Origin of the sequence: Defluviimonas sp. SAOS-178_SWC, from assembly GCF_039830135.1 — a bacterium.
Classification (GTDB): domain Bacteria; phylum Pseudomonadota; class Alphaproteobacteria; order Rhodobacterales; family Rhodobacteraceae; genus Albidovulum.
Genome location: NZ_CP156081.1, coordinates 3,751,429 through 3,770,839, shown reverse-complemented (window position 1 = coordinate 3,770,839; position 19,411 = coordinate 3,751,429). Strand labels below are relative to the sequence as shown.

Genomic DNA, 19,411 nt, shown 5'->3' with positions numbered 1-19,411 from the left:
TCGTCCGTTCAGTCGTGAAAAGGGTCGGTGACGAGGCGTTCGCCGAGTGTAAAGGCATCGGCCACATGAGTCATCGGCGCGAGGTCCATGTCGATCCCGCCCCGCGCGACGAGGGCGGCCATCTTGACGTAAAGTCGCGGGTATTCGCCGCTGAGCGGCATCCCTTCGGCTTTGGCAACCGGCTGTTCGACTCCGTCGATCGAGAGCCGCGCGCCGCCTTCTGCAAGCAGAAGCGCCCCCTCGTCCGTCTCGATTTCGATGGTCCAGGTCTGTTCACCCTTCTGACGCCAGTCGAAAACCGCCGTAACGTCGGCGCCGCCGGGATGGGCGAAGCCCAAATCCGCCGCGATGGGCGTCTGGCGGTTCGACGGGAAGGTCAGCCGGGCGCGAGTCAGGTGTACCGGTTCCGGCAGGATCTCGGTCAGGATCGACAGCGCGTTGATGCCGGGATCGAAAACGCCGAGCCCGCCCGGCCGCCAGATCCAGTCCTGCCCGGGATGCCAGCGGCGCACGTCCTCCTTCCAGGTGACGCGCGCCTGCCGGATCGTCTTGCCGGCAAGCCAGGCCTTCGCCGGGGCCACCTGTGCCGCTTCGCGCGAATGCCAGGTGGCGTAAAGCGACAGTCCCCGGTCGCGGGCCATCGCCTCGAGCGCATGGCATTCCGACAGCGTTGCGCCCGGGGGTTTTTCCAGCATCACATGCCGGCCCGCGCGCAGGGCCGCTGCGGCATAATCGAACCGCGGCACCGGCGGCAGGCAGAGCGAGACGGCGGGAATGTCGGGCCGTGCCGACAGCATCGCATCGAAGTCGGAAAAGCTCTCCACTCCCTCGACCGCCCCGTGACGGGAGACGGTCGCGGCAAGATCCCAGTCGGCGGAGGCGGCAATGGCGGGGATATGCTGGTCGCGGGCGATCTTTCCGATGCCGACGAGCGCGATCTTCATCAGTGCGAATCCTTTCCGACCGGCGCTCCCCGGCAGCCCTTCAGGAAGTCGAGATCGGCCCCGGTATCGGCGCCCGTGACGTGGGTCTGGTGGAGCCAGGCATAGCCGGAGGCGGGCTGGTCCTGAAGCGGCGTCCAGCCGGCGAGCCGCGCGGCAAGTTCCGCGTCGGAGATGTCGAGGTGCAGGCGCCGCGCCTCCACGTCAAGTTCGATCATGTCGCCGTCGCGGACGACGGCAAGCGGCCCCCCGGCGGCCGCTTCGGGTGAGGTGTGAAGGACGACGGTGCCATAGGCGGTGCCGGACATGCGCGCATCCGAGATGCGGACCATGTCGGTGATGCCCTTCTTCAGCACCTTCGGCGGCAGACCCATGTTGCCGACCTCTGCCATGCCCGGATAGCCCTTCGGCCCGCAATTCTTGAGGACCATCACGCAGCTCTCGTCGATGTCGAGCGCGTCGTCGTTGATCTTGCGCTTGTAGTCGTCGATATCCTCGAAGACGACGGCACGGCCGCGATGTTTCAGAAGATGCGGGCTCGCGGCCGACGGTTTCAGCACGGCCCCTTTCGGTGCCAGGTTGCCCTTGAGGACCGCGATGCCGCCATGTTGGGTCAGTGCCTTTTCAAGCGGCAGGATCACATCCTCGTTGTGGTTCACCACGTCCTTGACCTGATCCCAGATCGTCTCGCCCGCCACGGTCAGCGCGTCCTTGTTGAGAAGGCCCGCCTCGCCAAGGCGCTTCAGGACGACCGGCAGGCCGCCGGCATAGAAGAACTCCTCCATCAGGTATTTGCCGGAGGGCATGAGGTTGACGATCGTCGCCACGTCGCGCCCGAGCGCATCCCAGTCGTCGAGCGTGAGGTCGACGCCAACCCGCCCGGCGATGGCGAGAAGGTGAACGACGGCATTGGTGGAGCCGCCGATGGCGCCGTTGGTGCGGATCGCGTTCTCGAAGGCTTTGCGCGTCATCACGTCGGATGGCTTCAGGTCGTCCTTCACCATCTGCACGATGCGGCGCCCGGTCAGCTGCGCCATGACCCGGCGTCGCGAATCCACCGCCGGGATCGCGGCGTTGCCGGAAAGCGCCATGCCGAGCGCCTCGGCCATCGAGGCCATCGTCGAGGCTGTGCCCATCGTGTTGCACGAACCCGGCGAGCGCGACATTGAGGCTTCGGCTTCGAGAAAATCGTCGGCCGACATCTCGCCCGCCTTCACCGCTTCGGAGAATTTCCACAGATGCGTGCCGGAGCCGACGCGTTCATTGCGGTAATAGCCGTTCAGCATCGGCCCGCCGGTGACGACGATCGACGGCAGGTCGGTCGAAGCCGCGGCCATCAGCAGCGACGGCGTCGTCTTGTCGCAGCCGACCATCAGGACGCAGCCGTCCATCGGCTGGCCGCGCATCGCCTCCTCCACCGCCATCGCGGCAAGGTTGCGAAACATCATCGCGGTCGGGCGGAAGCCGGATTCGGACGTCGAGAAGACCGGCACCTCGACGGGGAAACCGCCGGCCTCGTAGATCCCGTGCTTCACGCGCTGGGCGAGGTCGTTCAGATGCGCGTTGCAGGGTGTCAGTTCAGACCAGGTGTTGAGGATGCCGATGACGGGCCGGCCGTCGAAGAGGTCGTGCGGGAAACCCTGGTTCTTCATCCAGCCGCGATGGTAGATCGCGTCGCGGGAGGTGCCGCCGAACCATTCCTGGGAGCGGAGTTTGCGGGGCCATGTCGCGGGTTTGAAGGTCATGATGCGTCCTCAGAGGGATGTGACGGCGCGCGCGCGCGTTTCGGGCGCGGCGACGGCGAGGGGGTTGCGGAGGGGCAGGCCGAAGCCCGGCGCCTCGATCTCGAACACATCGCCGGCCTCGGTCCGTATCCCGTCGGCGAAAGACAGGGTCGCGGTGCCGAAGAAGTGGACGTGAAGATCGCCGGGCTGGCGGAAGAGATCGTATTTGAAATGGTGGTGTTCGAGGTTGGAGAGGCTGTGCGACATGTTCGCTTCGCCCGACAGAAACGGCTTTTCCCAAAGCACCTTGCCGTCGCGCAGGATCCGGCTTTGCCCCCGGATATCCGCCGGCAGCGTACCCACCAGAAGCTCCGGCCCGAATGAGGCGGGACGCAGTTTGGAATGGGCGAGCCAGAGGTAGTTGCCGCGCTCCGTCACATGGTCCGAGAACTCGTTGCCGAGCGCGAAGCCGAGGCGGAAGGGGGTGCCGTCGTGTCCGATGAGGTAGATGCCGGCGATCTCCGGCTCCTCGCCCGCATCCTTGGCGAAACCGGGCGAAAGGAGCGGCTGGCCGGGCGCCGTCGCGGCATGGCCGTTGCCCTTGTAGAACCATTCCGGCTCCGTCCCGACCGCGCCGGCTGTGGGCTTGCCGCCCTCAAGGCCCATGCGGAACATCTTCATGCTGTCGGTCATCTGTTCCGGATCGGCCTTGGCGTGCATCGCGTCACGGGTGGCCGCACTGCCGAGATGGGTAAGGCCTGTGCCGGTCAGGTGCAGATGCGCGGGGTCCGGGTGATCGACGGGCAGCAGCATCCGCCCCTCGGCATAGGCGGCGGCGAGGTCGACCGGGGCGCCGAGACCATGCGACGCCACCGCATCCGCCAGACTTTCGCCGCGCCCGATGGCGCCCTGGGCCAGCGCCATAACGCTTTTGGCCCCGTTTACGAAATGGCTGCCACTCGCGTCGCGGCAGACGACGGCGCGCTGGCCGTCCGACAAGGCGATCTGGGAAAGGAGCATTGCGTCAGGCCTGCTTGTGCTTGTTGTAGACGTCGAAGAAGACGGCGGCGAGCAGGACGAGGCCCTTGATCACCTGCTGGTAGTCGATGCCGATCCCCATGATCGACATGCCGTTGTTCATCACGCCCATGATGAAGGCGCCGACCACCGCGCCGACGATCTTGCCCACGCCGCCGGACATCGAGGCGCCGCCGATGAAGACGGCCGCGATCACGTCGAGCTCCACAGCGAAACCGGCCTTGGGCGTCGCGGTGTTGAGACGCGCCGCGAAGATCAGCCCGGCCAGCGCCGCCAGCATCCCCATGTTGACGAAGGCGAGGAAGGTCAGGCGCTCGGTCTTGATGCCGGACAGCTTCGCCGCCTTCTCGTTGCCGCCAAGCGCATAGATGCGCCGGCCGAGCGTCGTGTTCTCGGTGAGGAAGGCGTAGACGATGGTCAGAACCACCATCGAGATCAGCACGTTCGGGAGCCCCCGGAAGGTCGAAAGCTTGTAGGTCACGAAGAGGAGCGCCCCGGCGACGATCAGGTTGCGCGTCAGGAAGAAGGCGGTGGGTTCGTCCTCGATCCCGTATTGCCGGTTGCGGGCGCGGGCCTTCAGCCCCATCCAGACGATCGCGGCGACGGCGATGGCGCCGGCGGCGAGCGCCGTGCCGTTCGGCTTGCCGATGCCGAAGATGTCCGGAATGAACCCGGTCGAGAGCAGCTGGAAGCTCTTCGGAAACGGCCCCACCGATTGCCCTTCGAGAAGCCAGAGCGAGAGGCCGCGGAACACCAGCATTCCCGCGAGCGTCACGATGAAGGATGGGATCTTCCAGTAGGCGACCCAGTAGCCCTGGGCCGCGCCGATCACGATGCCGACGATCAGGCAGGCCGGGATGGTCAGCGCCACGGGCCAGCCCCATTCGACGATCATCACCGCGGCCAAGGCGCCGACGAAACCCATCACCGAGCCGACCGAGAGATCGATATTGCCCGAGACGATGACGACCAGCATGCCGAGCGCCATGATGATGATGTAGCTGTTCTGGAGGAACAGGTTGGTGATGTTCACCGGCTTCAGGAGCGTTCCCTCGGTCACGATCTGGAAGAAGACCATGATCGCGATCAGCGCGAATAGGAGACCGTATTCCCTGAGGTGGCTCAGAAGATAGCGGCCGATCCCCCCCGCCGTTCCCGCTTTGCCGCGTTCCGCAAGATCCATCCCGTCCCCTCCTAGTCCGTCACGATGAGCGACATGATCCGCTCCTGGCTCGCCTCGGCGGCCGTCAGTTCGCCGACGAGCGCGCCTTCGTTCATCACGTAGATGCGGTCGCACATGCCGAGCAGTTCTGGCATTTCCGACGAGATCATGATCACCCCCTTACCTTGCGCGCTCAGCTCGTTGATGATGCCGTAGATTTCGAACTTGGCGCCCACGTCGATGCCGCGCGTCGGCTCGTCGAGGATCAGCACCTCGGGTCCGGCGAAAAGCCATTTCGAGAGCACGACCTTCTGCTGGTTGCCGCCCGAGAGGTTCATCACCTTCTGGAAGACCGACGGCGTACGGATGTTCATCGCGGCCCGATATTTCTCGGCCACCTGCGTTTCCTTCGCTTCGGTGATGACACCGTTCGACGACACCGCCGGCAGGTTGGTCAGCGTGATATTGCGCTGGATCGTCTCTTCGAGGAGGAGGCCGAGCGACTTGCGGTCCTCGGTCACATAGGCGAGTCCGGCGGCGATGGCCTTTGGCACCGTCGACACGTCGACCGGCGCCCCGTGTATCGTCAGCTCGCCGCTGATGTTGCGACCATAGCTCCGGCCGAAGAGGCTCATGGCAAGCTCGGTGCGGCCCGATCCCATGAGACCCGCAATCCCCACGACCTCGCCTTCGCGCACGGTCAGGTTCGCCGATTTGATTACTTGCCGGCCGGAATGTTCCGGGTGCCAGACGCTCCAGTCACGAAGCTCCATGATTACCGGGCCGGCGCGGCGCTCCCGCTCCGGATAGCGGTGGGCCATGTCGCGGCCGACCATGTCGCGGACGATGCGATCTTCGGTGATGGTCTCGGTGCGCGCGTCCATTGTGGACACCGTCGCTCCATCCCGGATCACGGTCACCGTATCGGCGATGCGACGCACCTCGTTCAGCTTGTGGCTGATGATGATCGAGGTCACGCCCTGGGCCTTCAGTTCGAGAAGGAGGTCGAGGAGCGCCTGGCTGTCGGCCTCCGAAAGGGCGGCGGTGGGTTCATCGAGGATGAGAAGCCGGACGTCCTTCGAAAGGGCCTTGGCGATCTCGACCAGTTGCTGCTTGCCAACCCCGAGGCTGTCCACCAGCGTCGCGGGCGTTTCGGCAAGGCCGACTTTCTTCAGAAGGTCCTCGGTGCGGCGGAACGTGTCGCGCCAGTCGATGACGCCGCCCTTGGCGCGTTCGTTACCGAGAAAGAGGTTCTCGGCAATCGACAGGAGCGGCACCAGCGCCAGCTCCTGATGAATGATGATGATGCCCTTGGCCTCGCTGTCCGCGATGCCGGAAAGGGCAATGGGCGCCCCGTCGTAAAGGATCTCGCCGTCATAGCTTCCTGCGGGATAGACGCCGGACAGCACCTTCATCAGCGTCGACTTTCCGGCGCCGTTCTCGCCGACGAGCGCGTGGATCTCGCCCTCGCGCACGCTCAGGCTCACCCGGTCGAGCGCGCGGACGCCCGGAAACGTCTTGGTGATGGCGCGCATCTCCAAAAGTGGGGTCATTGTCCTGCCTCGCCCAGTCGGGAAAGGGCCGCCCCACGCCCGGCGCGGGCGGCCCTCCGATTGCAAACGGGTGTCACGCTTACTGGATCTGGTCCTTGGTATAGTAGCCCGACCCGATCAGGATTTCTTCCCAGTTCGTGGCGTCGACCGAGACCGGCTCCAAGAGGTAGGACGGCACGACCTTGACGCCATTGTCGTAGGTCGTGGTGTCGTTGATCTCCGGCTCGCCGCCCTTCAGCATCGCGTCGACCATGCCGACGGTGACGCGGGCCAGTTCGCGGGTGTCCTTGAAGACGGTGGAATACTGCTCGCCGGCGAGGATCGACTTCACCGAGGGGACTTCCGCGTCCTGACCCGAGACGATCGGCATCTTCAGATCGCCCGAGCCGTAGCCGACGCCCTTCAAGGACGACAGGATGCCGATGGAGAGCCCGTCATAGGGGCTGAGGACGCCCTGCACCTGCTTGTCGGTGTAGTTGGCCGACAGAAGGTTATCCATGCGCGATTGTGCCACCGCGCCGTCCCAGCGCAGCGTGCCGACCGTGTCAATGCCCATCTGACCCGAAGGGATCGCGATGTCGCCCGCGTCGATCATCGGCTGCAGGACGCTCATCGCGCCGTCGTAGAAGAAGTAGGCGTTGTTGTCGTCCGGCGAGCCGCCGAAGAGTTCGACGTTCCACGGCTTCACGTCCGGGAAGCGTTCCTTGAGGCCGTTGACGAGGCTCGTCGCCTGTTGCACGCCGACCTTGAAGTTGTCGAAGGTCGCATAATAGTCGACGTTGCCGCTGTCGCGGATCAGCCGGTCGTAGGCGATGACCTTGATGTCGGCCGCCGCCGCGTTTTCCAGCGCGTTCGACAGCGTGGTGCCGTCGATGGCCGCGATGACCAGCACGTTCACGCCCTTGGTGATCATGTTCTCGATCTGGGCGAGCTGGTTGGGAATGTCGTCTTCGGCGTATTGCAGATCGGTGTCGTAGCCGGCGGCGGTGAACTGCTCGACCATCGAGTTTCCGTCCGAGATCCAGCGGGCCGAGGATTTCGTCGGCATCGATATGCCCACGGTGCCCTCTGCGGCGGCCTCGAAGGCGAATGCCGAGGCGCACATCGCCATCGCGATGGCGAACGGTTTGAATGTCATGGCTCTCTCCCTGAATAGAGGCCCGCAACCTTCGGCCCGGCCTCACTCCTCCTGTTGGCAAGTCGATTCGACTGTGGGGTATTTCTAGATTGCATAGACATATCAGTAAAATTACATTGATGCTTATCCTGATATCAAAACTGGTATGCCATGCAGCCCGAACTGACGCTCAAGCCGACCCAGTTGCGGCTGGTGACCGAGATCGCCGAACACGGGCAACTTCAGCTGGCCGCCAACGAAATCAAGGTGACCCAGCCGGCGGCGTCGCGGATGCTGTCGGAGATCGAGCGGGCGGTCGGGGCCGCGTTGTTCGTCCGCCACCCGAAGGGGATGGAACCGACGGCGGTCGGTCATGCCGTCGCCAAGCGGGCGCGGGCGATGTTGCGGGAACTGCATGACCTCGGCCACGAGGTCGCGATCCTGCGCGCCGGGCGCGGCGGTTCGGTCCATGTCGGCGCCGTCACAGGGCCGGCGGTGGGCTACCTCGTTCCGGCGATCCAGAGCATCAAGGCGAATGCACCCGAGGCCGAGATCACCGTGGATGTCGCCCCTTCCCGGCAGCTTCTGCGCGACCTCGCGGCCGGCCGCCTCGATTTCGCCCTTGCACGTTTCCTGCCGGATATCGAGAGCCGCGATTTCGACGTCGAACCGATGCGCGATGAAAAGGTGTCCTTGCTGGTCCGGCGGGATCATCCGCTGTCGTCCGTGGCTTCGGTCTCGCTGGCAGATCTCGCGTCCTACGAATGGGTGATGCAGGAAAGGGGCGCGCCGATCCGCGAGGCGATGAACAACGCCTTCGGCCTGGCCGGGCTGCGGGCGCCCGGCAACATCGTCAACAGCTCCTCGCTCCTCCTGATGATTGCCTATCTCACCCGAACGGATGCGATCGCCCCGGTCTCGGAAGAGGTCGTGCAGCTTCTGGTCGGCGAACCGGTCAGCGCCGGCTTCACGACGCTGAGCCTTGACCAGACGATCCGGGTGTCCCCCTATTTCTTCCTGAGCTTGCGCGACCGACCATTGTCGCCCTTGGGCCTGCACCTGAAGGATGCGGTGCTCTTGGAATCGCGCGGGGGTCGATGAGAGGGTGGACGCGTCCTGCTAACGCCGCCAGAGCGCCGTCTGATTGCCGCCGAGCTTGGTGTAGATGAGCGGCCTGAGATCTCGCGCGAGCGCCTCCAGCCTCTCCGACTTGCGCAGCAGCTGGTATTGTTCGATCCAGGCAAGCTGAAACGTGGTCAACTGCTCCGAGCCGTTGAAGAGGCTTTGCTCGACCCCGGTGATGGCCTTTGTCCGGGCGCCGTCGGCGAGGTCCGCGATTGCGAAATCGACGATCCGGTGAATGGCGTCATTGCAATGCCGCCTCGCGGGAACGCCCTGCCGCTCAAGCAAGACCACGGCGGTCACCAGGGGGGCGATGGCGTGAAGCTGGTAGTGCAGCGCGAATTCGCCTCGGCCCATTTCCTGCGGCAGGCTTCCATCGGAATTGGCCGAGCACATGACCGCGGCAATCGAGTCATCGGCCCAATCGCGTAGTTCGGGCCGGTCCGTCTGCACCGAAACCGCGGCCGCCGCGAGTCCCGCCCAGGCGCGCAGGTTGCCCTTCTGCGCGCCGCTCGGCGCGTCGGACCAGAACGACATCTCGGCCCGCATGCGGCGGTCGAGCCAATCGAGGATCGCGGTGCGGCGCGGATGGTCGGGCGCGTAGGGCAGGGTCTGCCACAGGATCAGCGCGAAGGCGGCGTAGCGGGATCCGATCGTCAACTTCACCGTCTCGGTCCCGAGATCGGTCAGCGCGTCCGCCTCGGCCCAGCGACCGAGTTGGTCGAGGATGCAGTTGGCGGCGGCCTCGCGATCCTGGATGCGGCCGGAATAGAGGCTCTCGGTCCGGTCGGCGAGCGCGTCGATGAATTGATCGAGCGGTTTCAGCGCATCCTCCGCTTCGGCTTCGCGCCGGGGATCTATGGTCGATCTGTTCTCGTCGCCTTCGGCATACCGGCTGACGAACGACAACGAAATGACCGGGTCCGGCGGAGCGGCGCAAGAGACAGGTTCCTGCGCCCCGGCAATTCCGGCGGACAGGAACGCCGCTGGCAGCACTGGCAGAAGTCGATCGGCCAATTTCATGACGCAGCGAAGCATCATTCTCTGGCCATCGCAGAGAGGACGTTCATGAGATCGCGCGCGCGCGGATTGCCCAGGCTGTCCGCCTCCCGCAGCCAGATCTCGGCAAATTTTGGATCCGCCGGGATCCCGAGGCCGAAACCCAGCGCGACGGCGTATTCGACCATCGCTTCGGTATGGCCGGCTTCGGCGGCGCGGAGCAGCCATGTGGCCGAGGCGTTCAGATCGGCGCCACCCGACGCCTCGGTCCGCAGGAGCATCCCAAGCTCGAATTGCGCCGCGCTGTCGCCTTCCTGCGCCGCGCGCTCCTCGATGGCGCGCAGGTCGATGCGCTTGGCGATCTCATCCCGAAGCCTTTGATCGGCGCGACGGTATTGCGCGAGCGCCCAGGAGAGGGTCGGCGCGTCGTCGTGCTTGACGATCGTCTCCAGATGCGTCGCCGCCGCTTCGGGGTCGTAGGCAGGGTCGTCCGGATCGGCCATCCGCAGGTAGAGCCGACGCCGCGCGTCCTGATCGCCTTCGCTGAGCGACAGCGTATCGACCGCCGAGGTCGGGGCCGGTTTGCCGCGTCCGAAATCCGTCAGTTGCTGATCGGAAAGGCCGAGTTTTGACAGGACGTGGCCCTTTTCCATCGCCAACCCGACCTGAAGCCAGTGGTAGGCCTGATCGGGCCGTTCGCGGAGCGCATAGGCATCGGCGAGTTCTGCGACATCCTTGGTGAAGCAATTCATCTCGGAAATCGCGCGGTCCATGTAGTCATCGAACCGGTCATCCGGGACGTAGGGCGCGGCGTACATAAGGGCCAGGAAATCCCCCCGCGTTTCGATCGCATCGGCATAGGTGCGGTAGACCTCTTCGCCGTCGCGGCCAGTGAGACGCTGCAAGAGCCGGATCGCGGCGCCCTCGCCGCGCTGTGCCGACAGTTTCAGAAGGGCTTCGATCTCGGAGACGACGGTGGGATCACGCCCCGCATGTTTCACCAGCGTCACGGCCAGATCGAGTGAAATGGACGGGCCGATATCGAGAAAGGCGCGGCGGAAGAGTTCGACGGCGCTGTAGCGCTCGCCGCGCGTCAGCGCGTGTTCGAATTCCTGCTTGACGTAATCCTCCAGCGCCTGGTCGCTGCGACTGACCCGAACCGCCCAGAACCGCAACGCGGCGTCGGACGCGGCCGGATCGGCCTGGAGAAGCTGCAATTGGTCTGCCGTGGAACTGCCATGCCCCTGAAGCGCGAGGCTTTGGATCTTGGCGATCGCCTCGGGCTCCATCGCGGTATCGAACTTGGCAAGATCGGTGGGCGATACGCCCACCGGCGCGACATCGGCAGTCCGGTAGACGTTGGCCCAGAACTGGGCTTCCGGCAGCATCGGCGCACCGGGAAACTTGCAGCGATAAAGCGCGTCGAGCGCGTTCATCGCGTCGCCCCGCCCAAGGCGGGACACCGCGTCGATCAACAGGTTTTCCGTCCGGCTCGTCTTCGCCGTCTCGCCCCGATACCTCATCAGGATATTTGCCAGCAGAATGATCGCGTCGGGATCGTCACGCGCGGCAGCCTGTTCGAGAAGGACTGTCGCTTCAGCCTCGGCAGCCCAGCGGCCCCGTCGCTGGAGAAGCTCCTTCGCGAGTCGGGTCAGGATGGAGGCGGGGGCGCCCGGCAAGGCCGCGACCTCCCTAAGGTAGCGCAGGTAATCGTTCTCGGCCGAGGAGAAGTCACCGGTAAGATGGACCTGAAGGTCGAGGTAGGGCACCGCCGTCCGCCGGCGCGCGGAGCCGACACGGTTGTAGTTATAGCCGAGCGTCTTGCGGATCTCCGCCTCGGTGGTGGCGCCGCTGGCAACGATGTCCTCGACGGTTCCCGGTTCGATGGCGTAGCCGTTCCGGACAGCGAGACTGAGGTAATGCAGGAGGATCTCGTTGTCCTTCTCCCCGGCGGTTGCGGACAGATGATATTCGACGACCCGCCAGGCGGCTTCCGCGCCGCCGAGATCGGCCGCGAACTTGCGCCAGGCATAGGCGAGGTCCGGGTTCGGGGTTAGGATGTCGCCGTCTTCGTATTCGCGGGCCATCCGTTCGGCGCGATCGCAAATGCCCCTGTTGAGCCGCCCGACCATGCCGCCGAAGGCGAGGGTCGCGGTTTCTTCCGGGGCGAGGTCCCAGGTCTCGATGCTGCCGCCAGCGACCTGAAGGCGGAGCGCCTCCATCAGTGCGTCCGCATTGCCCGCGAATGCCGCCGTGGTGATCAGCTCTTCGGCCACGCCACGATCCTCGGCCACGCCGATGCCGTTCCAGTAAAGCCGTGCCAGCCGGACTTTCTGGCTGTTCGTGAGGTCGCCGGACCGCCGCGCGAGGCCCTCGACCGCGCCAAGGCTCCGCAGCGCGTCGAGCCGCCCGGCCGAGACATAAACGTCGATGCGGGCAAACGCTTCCTCGATCCCCGCGAAGCCCGGATCGAGCTCGGCCCGTCGATTGATGAGGACCGTGATGAAGTCGAACCAGCGGTCCGCATCCTCGTGGGTGAGGTCGCGGATGTCGCGGGTGAGGTAGTCGAGGAAGGCGACGTCCTCCGGTGCCGGCGCCTGGTCCTGCTCTTCCGGCGCGCCTTCCTGCAACTCCGCCGGGTCGCGTTCCTCCGGGTCGGCGTTGCACACGTTGCTGGGCGGCAGGTCGGGCGGAAGGTAGTTCAGCGTCAACCGCTCCGCGAGCGCGGGTTGCACCGCAAGGACGGCCCACAATGCCGGGAGAAGGAGGCGACGCATCGGTCTTATCCTCGGCATAGCGCGACCTGGGGCAGGGCGTCGGGGTCGATCACGGTCTCGATCTCGACAGAAGCGGTCCCATCGGGCCAAAGGCCGGTCAGCGGCATGAAGAACCGGCCGGTCAGCGGCTGGCCCTCGGCGCGCATGACCGGCCTAGTCCGTTCGGCTCCGGTCTTCGACACGAAATGAAAATCGGCGCGGGCCGGCGCGCCGGCCCCGGTGTCGAGGCGGAGGCTCGACGTGCCGTCAGGCGCGATGCCGGACAGATCGACCCTGACCCGGTTCTGCGCCGCTTGCGTCACGACCAGATCCTCGCTGCAATCATTCCGCGCGGCGGCCGTGACTTCCCGGAGCGGTTGGTCGCCACGGAGGCCGAGATTGGCCCAAGACGGAACCTCCCAAACGAGGAATTCCGGCTGGTTTTCAAGGTAGCCCTCCGACGTCAAATAGGCCGAGAGTGCTGCGATTGGGTCGCCCGGAACGCTCAACTGATCGACCTTGAGGCCCGAAAGCTCCGACAGGAAACCTGCGAAGTTCAGTTCAGGTGCGCCGGTAAGCTCGGTTCCGACCACGATGACCGGAGTGGCGCCTTCGGCGGGCGCGGGGTCTTCGCCGACAGTCTCGAAGCCCATGGTGGTGACGTCGGGCAGCGGCGTAAGGCAGTGCATCTGCAGGTTCAGACGATCCTGCGACGGAAGCGTTCGCGCTCCGGTGGGTTCGGAGACGTAGACCGCCGTCCCCTCATTGGCCGGGGCAGTGTGCAGCCTGCCGGCGATTTCCTGGGCCAGCGCAAGAAGGCCGGCATTGGTCAGTCGGGGATCGGCCATGAAGAACGCCATCTCTCCCGAGACCGAGGTGCGCAGCGCGTGCCGGGCGTCTATAGCCTCCACGCCCGCCGACTTGAGGCGCGCGAGCGTGTCTTCGTAGATCGTGAGCGCGAGAGCAGGATCGTAGCCGTAGGCGGCGGTGTCCGGGCCAAGAAATTGCGGCATTGCCAGCGCCTTCGCCGGCACCGGAACAACGATGAGGGTCGTGCCTTTCTCCGCGAGGTTGCGCGAGAGCACTCCGATGGATGCGACGATCTCGTCGGAGAAGCGGTTGTAGGTCAGCAGATCGGGGTCGATCCGGAAAAAGACGCCCTGGCGGCCTTCGAGTGTCGGCGTTTGCGCCGAGGAAAGATCGCGACAACCGAAGAGCGATTGCGCGGCGAGCGCGGCAGGGTGGAGCGTGGCAATTGCAAGCCCGATGGCGCAGACCACCCACCGCAGCGGCACCTGCCCGCCAATTGCGCGCAGCAAGGTTGGCGCCTTGCGACTTGCCCGCATCCGGGCATTGCTGCTTCGCGTCATCGGCACGGTTCCACTGCCTGCAATCGCGGCGTCATCGCCGTCGTTTTCTGCCTCTCGTGGTTTTACAGCATGGTGTCCCGCTTCGCCAAGCAATTCACGCCGGGTTTCGCGGGGACGGGGCTAAAGGGCGCATTCGGTCGGTGCCAGAATGTCTGTCGGAGAGGCGCCGCCCGCATCGAGGAGGATCGGCGTCTGGCCACGGAGATCCGCTATGATCGACCGGAACTGCTGGGTGACGTCGCCGTCCAGAAGCCGGGGAAACTGGTTGGAGAGATCGTTGCCCTTGAGCGCGATTGCAGCCCCCGCCGCCGTCGTCAGGCCGGACCCGTTCTCGCGCAGGAGATTGTCGGTGATGTACGTGACTTCGCCCTTCGTCTGGCCCGAGACCCACACGCCGGCATTCTTGTTGCCGATGATCTTGTTGGCATGCACGAACGCATCCCGGCTGTTTCGCACCTCGACGCCTTTCTGCTTGTCGTCGAGGATCACGTTCCGCTCAACCCGGCCGCAGGTCACGTCGAGCAACTTCACGCCGCCGCCGTTGCGCCGCCAGATCAGGTTGCCGGTGACCGAGACATTGTCGCTGCCGGATGAGATCAGCATGCCCGCGCGCGACCCTTCAAGAATGATATTGCCGGTCACTTCGGTGCCGCCCGAGCCGTTGGACACCCGGATGGCATTCGTGGGCGAGCTGCCGGAGAAGAGGTTTCCCGCAACGATCGAGTGCGGCGCGTGCGACAGCAGCAGCGGATTTCGACGCATGTCGAAGAACCGGTTGTCGTGAAGCTCGGCATCCGTCACCCCGACGAGAGCGAGGGTCACCATATCCTCGAAACGCGTGTTCTCGATCACGGTTCGGTTCGCCGGCCGCATCGTCGGATAGGCAACGATGGACAGGCCGGAAAACTTCTCGGTATTGCCGAAGCCGAGATACTTCAGCGTCGCTCCCGAAAGATGCACCGAGCCGGACCCGACCGAGGCGATGAAGGGAGAAAAGTCCTTGTTCGCCTCGCTGGGCTCCGCTGTTGCCGAAATCTCGGCCCCGTAGGCTTCGATCCTGCCGAAGCTGACGATGAAGGCGCCGTCGCGGCGGCTGAGCATCAGCGTTTCGCCGGGGGTGAGCCGCAAGGTCGCCTTCTCGCCGATGATGAGCGGAATGCGGAGAAGATCGGCGCCGGTGTCGATGTCCCTGCCGACATATCTGTTGGTCATCTGGCCGCGCAGCTGCCGGAGCGTGACGACACCGGAGTCGATATGGATCGCATCGGTGCCATTGCCGCTGCTCGCCTGAAACACGGCGAGATTGTTTTGACCGCCGTAGACCTGCGACAGCGCCGCGACCGCAAATCGGCTGTCGGTCCAGCCGATCGTCGCCGGCGCGTCGGGTTCGCTATACGCGGTCGTCGATTCCCGGCGATGCCTGAGCACGTTGCCGTCCAGCCCCGCGACCAGATCGCGCACCGGCACGTCGCGGGATGCTTCGTCGGTCCCGAGCGTGGTCGAGAGCGCGGCGAGCTTCGTGCGCAGGTCCATGAGCTTCCAATCCGGTGCCGCCATCGCCGAGGCCGCGAACAGGAAAAGACCGAGGCCGGCGGCCACGGTCGATTTTCCGATAACGGCGAGGCTTCTGCCTACATCAGCCATGGCTCGGCATGGACAGGGATTTAGGCGACTCCACCGGGATATCGAAGGTCATGAACAGAAGTTCGGTTTCGATATCGGCGCAGTTGGTGATGCGGATCGGCCCATCCGGGTCGGAATAGATCCGGCCGCCCTCGCGCACGGTTTTCTGCCAGGTCGGCCCCTGCGCATGCACCATGCCCTTCACCACGATGACCTGGCGGCCGTGACCGGCCTCAAGGTCGATGCAGGCGCCCATCGGGATCTGGCTGGTGCCAAGCTGGAAGCTGTCGGTCTGATGGATCTGCTCGAGCCCGCGCGGCATCGAGAACGGCACCATCGTCGGGGCGGCGCCGGCGTAGTGTTCCGCCTCCGGGCGTCCACGGGCCTTGAGGTTGTCGACCACCTCCTTGACGCTTTGCGACTTCGAGCGGCGGGTGACGAGAACCGCGTCGGTCGTGTCCACCACGATGATGTCCGAGAGACCCACGACGCTGACAAGACGGGTTTCCGAGCGAACCATCGTGTTCTTGCTGTCCACGACGATGACATCGCCCTGCAGGACGTTGCCGTTGCTGTCGGGCTTGGAGATGTCGAACATCGCGGACCAGCTGCCCACGTCGCTCCAGATCACGTTCAGGGGAACCGTCGCGATCCGGTCGGTCTTCTCGAAGACCGCCTTTTCGGTCGGCTCGGCCCGGGTCTGGCTGAATGCGTCCGCTTCGAGGTAGAGCGCCTCGGGGAAGGGGCTCGCGCCCATGACCGAGCGCTTGACGGCGACGGCGGTCTCGGGGTCGAGCTTCTGGTATTCCTCGATGATCGTCCGGGCGGAGAACATCGAGATGCCGGAGGCCCAGAGCGCGGATTTGCTGTCGACAAGCTCTTTCGCTTTCGCCAGAGGCGGCTTTTCGATGAAGCGCTCGACGCTGTGCAATCCGGGGAAGTCAGGGTTCTCGGCGCCCTTGGAAATATATCCGAAGCCGGTTTCGGGCCCGCGCGGCTCGATTCCGAAGGTGATGATCTGGCCTGCGGCGGCGGCGTCGATCTGGCGGATGATGGTCTCGTTGATCTCGCCTTCGATCACGTGATCGGCGGGGATGACGAGGATGATCGCGTTGGGGTCGCGGCCGAAAAGCGTTTGCGAGGCGGCAAGGACGGCCGGGCCGGTATTGCGGCCCATCGGCTCGCAGATAATGCGCGATCCGCACTGGATTTCGCGAAGCTGGCTCACGACCGTCCCGCGATGGCGCAGGTTGGTGACGATTACCGGGTCGTGGAAATGCTCACCGCGATGGCGCTGGATCGCGGCCTGGAAGAAGGTCAGCGAATCCTTGCCGCCGATCTTCTGGAATTGCTTGGGGCTGCGTGTGCGCGAAATGGGCCAGAGCCGGGTTCCGCTTCCTCCGCAAAGGATCAGTGGATAGATCTTTTTCACGACACGCAACCTCTCTGCCCCCTAATTCCAAAGGTAGGATTTCGTCAGCCGCACCTGCGCGAATTTGCCGATATCCTCCTCCGTCAGTGCCCCTTCCGGTGCGACCAGCTGGACCGGGACGAAGAGCTCTCCGCTCATGGCCGCGGTGTTCGCGGATTTGCCCGCCACCGCCTGGACCGGAATGGACCTGCCGTCTGCCAGATCCAGGTAAACCCGGTCGCCCTTCATCGCCCGCGCCAACCCCTCGACACTCATCAAGGCCTGAACACTGAGGTCGAAGTTATTAACCAAAATTGTCAATATTACGTCGGTTGGGAGGACCGTCAGACCTTCACTAACGCCTTGATTTACAATGGCTTGGCAGTCGCACGGCATCTGGAAGTTCAAAACATCGCCACTATTGGCGTTAACCGAAAAGAGCACCTCGCCCTTCTTCGCGTCCGGGTTGAGATAGGACACCTGTCCCGGCGTTGTCGCCTGCATCGGCTGGCCCGCGCGCTCGATCAGAACAGGGTGCATTTCGTAACCCGTCGTGTAGCGGACATAGAGCGCGCTTGCGGCCGTGAGGGCGAGGAGGCCCGAGACCAGAGCGACCGCGATGCTGCGGTAACGCTCGGTCCATTTCGGCTCGACGGACTTCTTCTCTTCCTTCGGCTTGATCGGGCCGGAATAGCTCATCACCGCGCCGAGGGTGACGAAGTCGCCGGCGATGAAGCTGTTCAGGACGAAGCGCAGTTGCGCGACGTGATCGCCGGTCGGGTCGACGAATTTCAGGACCAGATCGTCCCGGCTTTCTCCGACGACGACCACTTCGGGATAGATCGTGAGCGAGAAGTTCTGGAACTCGAATTGCAGCCTGACTGCGTGGCGGGTGCCTTTGATTAGGTAGATCTCGTCCTGCGGCACGAGCTGGATGGTCGTGACGGATATCTTCTTTCCGGTGAACTGCTGCCCGTAGACATGCAGGGTGAAGGGCAGTGAGACCGCCGGGTGTTCGTTTTCATACCCGAACTCGTAGGGCACCGGCACATGGCCGCCGCCGAGGTTCAGGTCTCTCAGTTCTGCTTTGTGAACGCCCACCGCGATCGCCTCAGATTAGACTCAGATACATGACTGCCAGCGTCAGCCAGCAGAGGGTCAGCGCATGATGCGCCGCGGATTCCGCGGCCTTCAGGCGGTCGAAAAGCCCGATCGCCGCCCCGCCGCCGGTCGAGGCCTGCCGGGTCCACTTCTGCTTGTCGAGGCGGAAGAGGACGAAGGTCTTGATGGCCGCGCCGACGATCTGGGAGAAATAGAGGATCGGCGGGTGCGTGACCGGGAACCAGACCCCGTTGAAGAGCGCGATGAAGGCGCAGAAGATGTAGCGGGTGGCCAGAACCCAGCCGATGTAGAGCGGGATCACCAGCGGCGAGACGAAGAGCGCGGTCACGGCGACCGAGATCGGGCCGAAGAGCGTGGTGAACATGCTCACGCGCTGGTCGAGGATCGACCACCAGGTGAAGAACCCCATCGAGCGCGGCCCGAGGCGCAGCGCGCGGCCGTTGGTCCGCATCATGTTGCCGAACCAGCGCACCATCAGCGTCTTGGCGCTGTCGTAGAAGGTCGCGCGCGGCTGCGTCTCGACCGAGGCCGACATCATGTCGGGCAGGTAGAGAAGCTTGTAGCCGTTGCGCAGCAGCCAGTACCAGGTCGACTTGTCGTCGCCGGTCAGGAAGGTGACGCGGCCGAGCCGCCAGTGGTTCAGGAAATCGTGGCCGACGCCGTTGACGAAACCCGGGTCGGTGGCAAGGCAGGCGCGGAACACCGACATCCGGCCGGTCAGCGTGAGCACGCGCTCCGACAGGCCCATCGAACACATCATCAGCTGGCGCTGGTTGAAGCGCAGGACGAACCAGTCCTTGAAGAGGTTGTCCTTGTCGACGATGGCGGCTTCGTGGGTGGTCAGCGCCCCGACGCGCGGATCCTGGAACCACGGTGCGGACTGCTCGACCACGTCGAGCGGCACCACCGTGTCGCCATCGACGAAGATCATGATGTCGTGCGGCGTGGGCGAGAAGCTCGCCAGAAGCCGGAGCGCGCGCGCCATCGCATCACGCTTGCCGTTCGACTTGATGCGGTCCATCACCAGCTTCACCGATGACATGTCGATCGGCATCGTGGCGTAGATCTCGCGGATCAACCGTTCGTCGGCGCCGTCCACCACCGACGATACGATGGTTGCACCGTCCCGCGCCGCCGCCGCCGCGCGGAAGAGCCGGCGATAGACCATCAGCGTCGTGTCCTGGTCGACCATGTAGGAGGTGACCATGAAGAAGGCATGCCGGCGCCGGCCGCTTTCGCGGTCGGCCTTGAAGGCAGCGGCCTTGCGGCGCGGGTAGACGAACCGCCGGAAGATCACCGCCCGGCAGAGGTTGAGCATCGCCCAGGAATAGCGCCAGGCACCAAGGACGCCGATCACGATGATCGCGTGCTTCGCTGCCCTCGGGTCACCAACGAAGGAGGCGGGAACCACGAGGGTCAGCAGCACGATCACTGCGAAATAGGCGATATGGGTCAGGGCGCGGACCACGGCCG

The 19,411-nt window shown here is 64.9% G+C and carries 14 protein-coding genes; 1 reads left to right on the top strand and 13 read right to left on the bottom strand.

Going from position 1 to position 19,411, the window contains the following annotated elements; all coding sequences use genetic code 11:
- Positions 1–8: 8 nt before the first annotated feature.
- The 6 genes from V5734_RS19385 to chvE all read right to left on the bottom strand — a co-directional run bounded on the left by V5734_RS19385 (position 9) and on the right by chvE (position 7,556).
- Positions 9–944 carry a Gfo/Idh/MocA family protein gene (locus V5734_RS19385; RefSeq protein ID WP_347311244.1) on the bottom strand — a complete coding sequence of 312 codons (936 nt, stop codon included), beginning with the start codon at positions 942–944 and terminating at the stop codon, positions 9–11.
- Entirely contained in the window at positions 944–2,686 is a 1,743-nt protein-coding gene (gene araD / locus V5734_RS19380; protein ID WP_347311243.1) for an L-arabinonate dehydratase, read from the bottom strand. The genes V5734_RS19385 and araD overlap by 1 nt, the downstream gene beginning before the upstream one ends.
- Before the next feature lie 9 nt (positions 2,687–2,695).
- The gene (gene araD1, locus V5734_RS19375; RefSeq protein WP_347311242.1) at positions 2,696–3,685 is read right to left on the bottom strand and encodes an AraD1 family protein; all 990 of its coding nucleotides are present in this window, start codon (positions 3,683–3,685) and stop codon (positions 2,696–2,698) included.
- Between the two features lie 4 nt (positions 3,686–3,689).
- Entirely contained in the window at positions 3,690–4,886 is a 1,197-nt protein-coding gene (mmsB, locus tag V5734_RS19370) for a multiple monosaccharide ABC transporter permease (protein WP_347311241.1), read from the bottom strand.
- A gap of 11 nt (positions 4,887–4,897) precedes the next feature.
- A complete protein-coding gene (mmsA, locus tag V5734_RS19365; RefSeq protein WP_347311240.1) occupies positions 4,898–6,418 on the bottom strand; it encodes a multiple monosaccharide ABC transporter ATP-binding protein in 1,521 nt (506 codons plus the stop codon).
- A 79-nt stretch (positions 6,419–6,497) separates the two neighbouring features.
- The gene (chvE, locus tag V5734_RS19360) at positions 6,498–7,556 is read right to left on the bottom strand and encodes a multiple monosaccharide ABC transporter substrate-binding protein (RefSeq protein WP_432759648.1); all 1,059 of its coding nucleotides are present in this window, start codon (positions 7,554–7,556) and stop codon (positions 6,498–6,500) included.
- A 150-nt stretch (positions 7,557–7,706) separates the two neighbouring features.
- Between chvE and V5734_RS19355 the strand changes: the two genes are divergently transcribed.
- Positions 7,707–8,636: a LysR family transcriptional regulator gene (locus tag V5734_RS19355; protein ID WP_347311239.1), complete on the top strand. Its 930-nt coding sequence runs from the start codon at positions 7,707–7,709 to the stop codon at positions 8,634–8,636.
- Positions 8,637–8,654: 18 nt separating this feature from the next.
- Here the strand turns inward: V5734_RS19355 and V5734_RS19350 are convergent, their stop codons facing one another.
- The 7 genes from V5734_RS19350 to V5734_RS19320 form a co-directional block, all read right to left on the bottom strand.
- Entirely contained in the window at positions 8,655–9,698 is a 1,044-nt protein-coding gene (locus V5734_RS19350) for an alginate lyase family protein (protein WP_347311238.1), read from the bottom strand.
- Positions 9,695–12,433 (bottom strand): tetratricopeptide repeat protein, encoded by a 2,739-nt coding sequence (locus tag V5734_RS19345; RefSeq protein WP_347311237.1) that lies wholly within the window; start codon positions 12,431–12,433, stop codon positions 9,695–9,697. Before V5734_RS19345 ends, V5734_RS19350 begins: the two co-directional genes overlap by 4 nt.
- 5 nt (positions 12,434–12,438) lie before the next feature.
- Entirely contained in the window at positions 12,439–13,782 is a 1,344-nt protein-coding gene (locus V5734_RS19340) for an alginate O-acetyltransferase AlgX-related protein (protein ID WP_347311236.1), read from the bottom strand.
- 120 nt (positions 13,783–13,902) lie between these two features.
- Complete coding sequence (locus tag V5734_RS19335) at positions 13,903–15,426, bottom strand: right-handed parallel beta-helix repeat-containing protein (protein WP_347311235.1); 1,524 nt, start codon at positions 15,424–15,426, stop codon at positions 13,903–13,905.
- Positions 15,419–16,837: a mannose-1-phosphate guanylyltransferase gene (locus tag V5734_RS19330; RefSeq protein WP_347311234.1), complete on the bottom strand. Its 1,419-nt coding sequence runs from the start codon at positions 16,835–16,837 to the stop codon at positions 15,419–15,421. The genes V5734_RS19335 and V5734_RS19330 overlap by 8 nt, the downstream gene beginning before the upstream one ends.
- A gap of 21 nt (positions 16,838–16,858) precedes the next feature.
- A complete protein-coding gene (locus tag V5734_RS19325) occupies positions 16,859–17,917 on the bottom strand; it encodes a hypothetical protein (RefSeq protein WP_347311233.1) in 1,059 nt (352 codons plus the stop codon).
- A gap of 10 nt (positions 17,918–17,927) precedes the next feature.
- Positions 17,928–19,406: a glycosyltransferase gene (locus tag V5734_RS19320; protein WP_347311232.1), complete on the bottom strand. Its 1,479-nt coding sequence runs from the start codon at positions 19,404–19,406 to the stop codon at positions 17,928–17,930.
- Positions 19,407–19,411 lie beyond the last annotated feature (5 nt).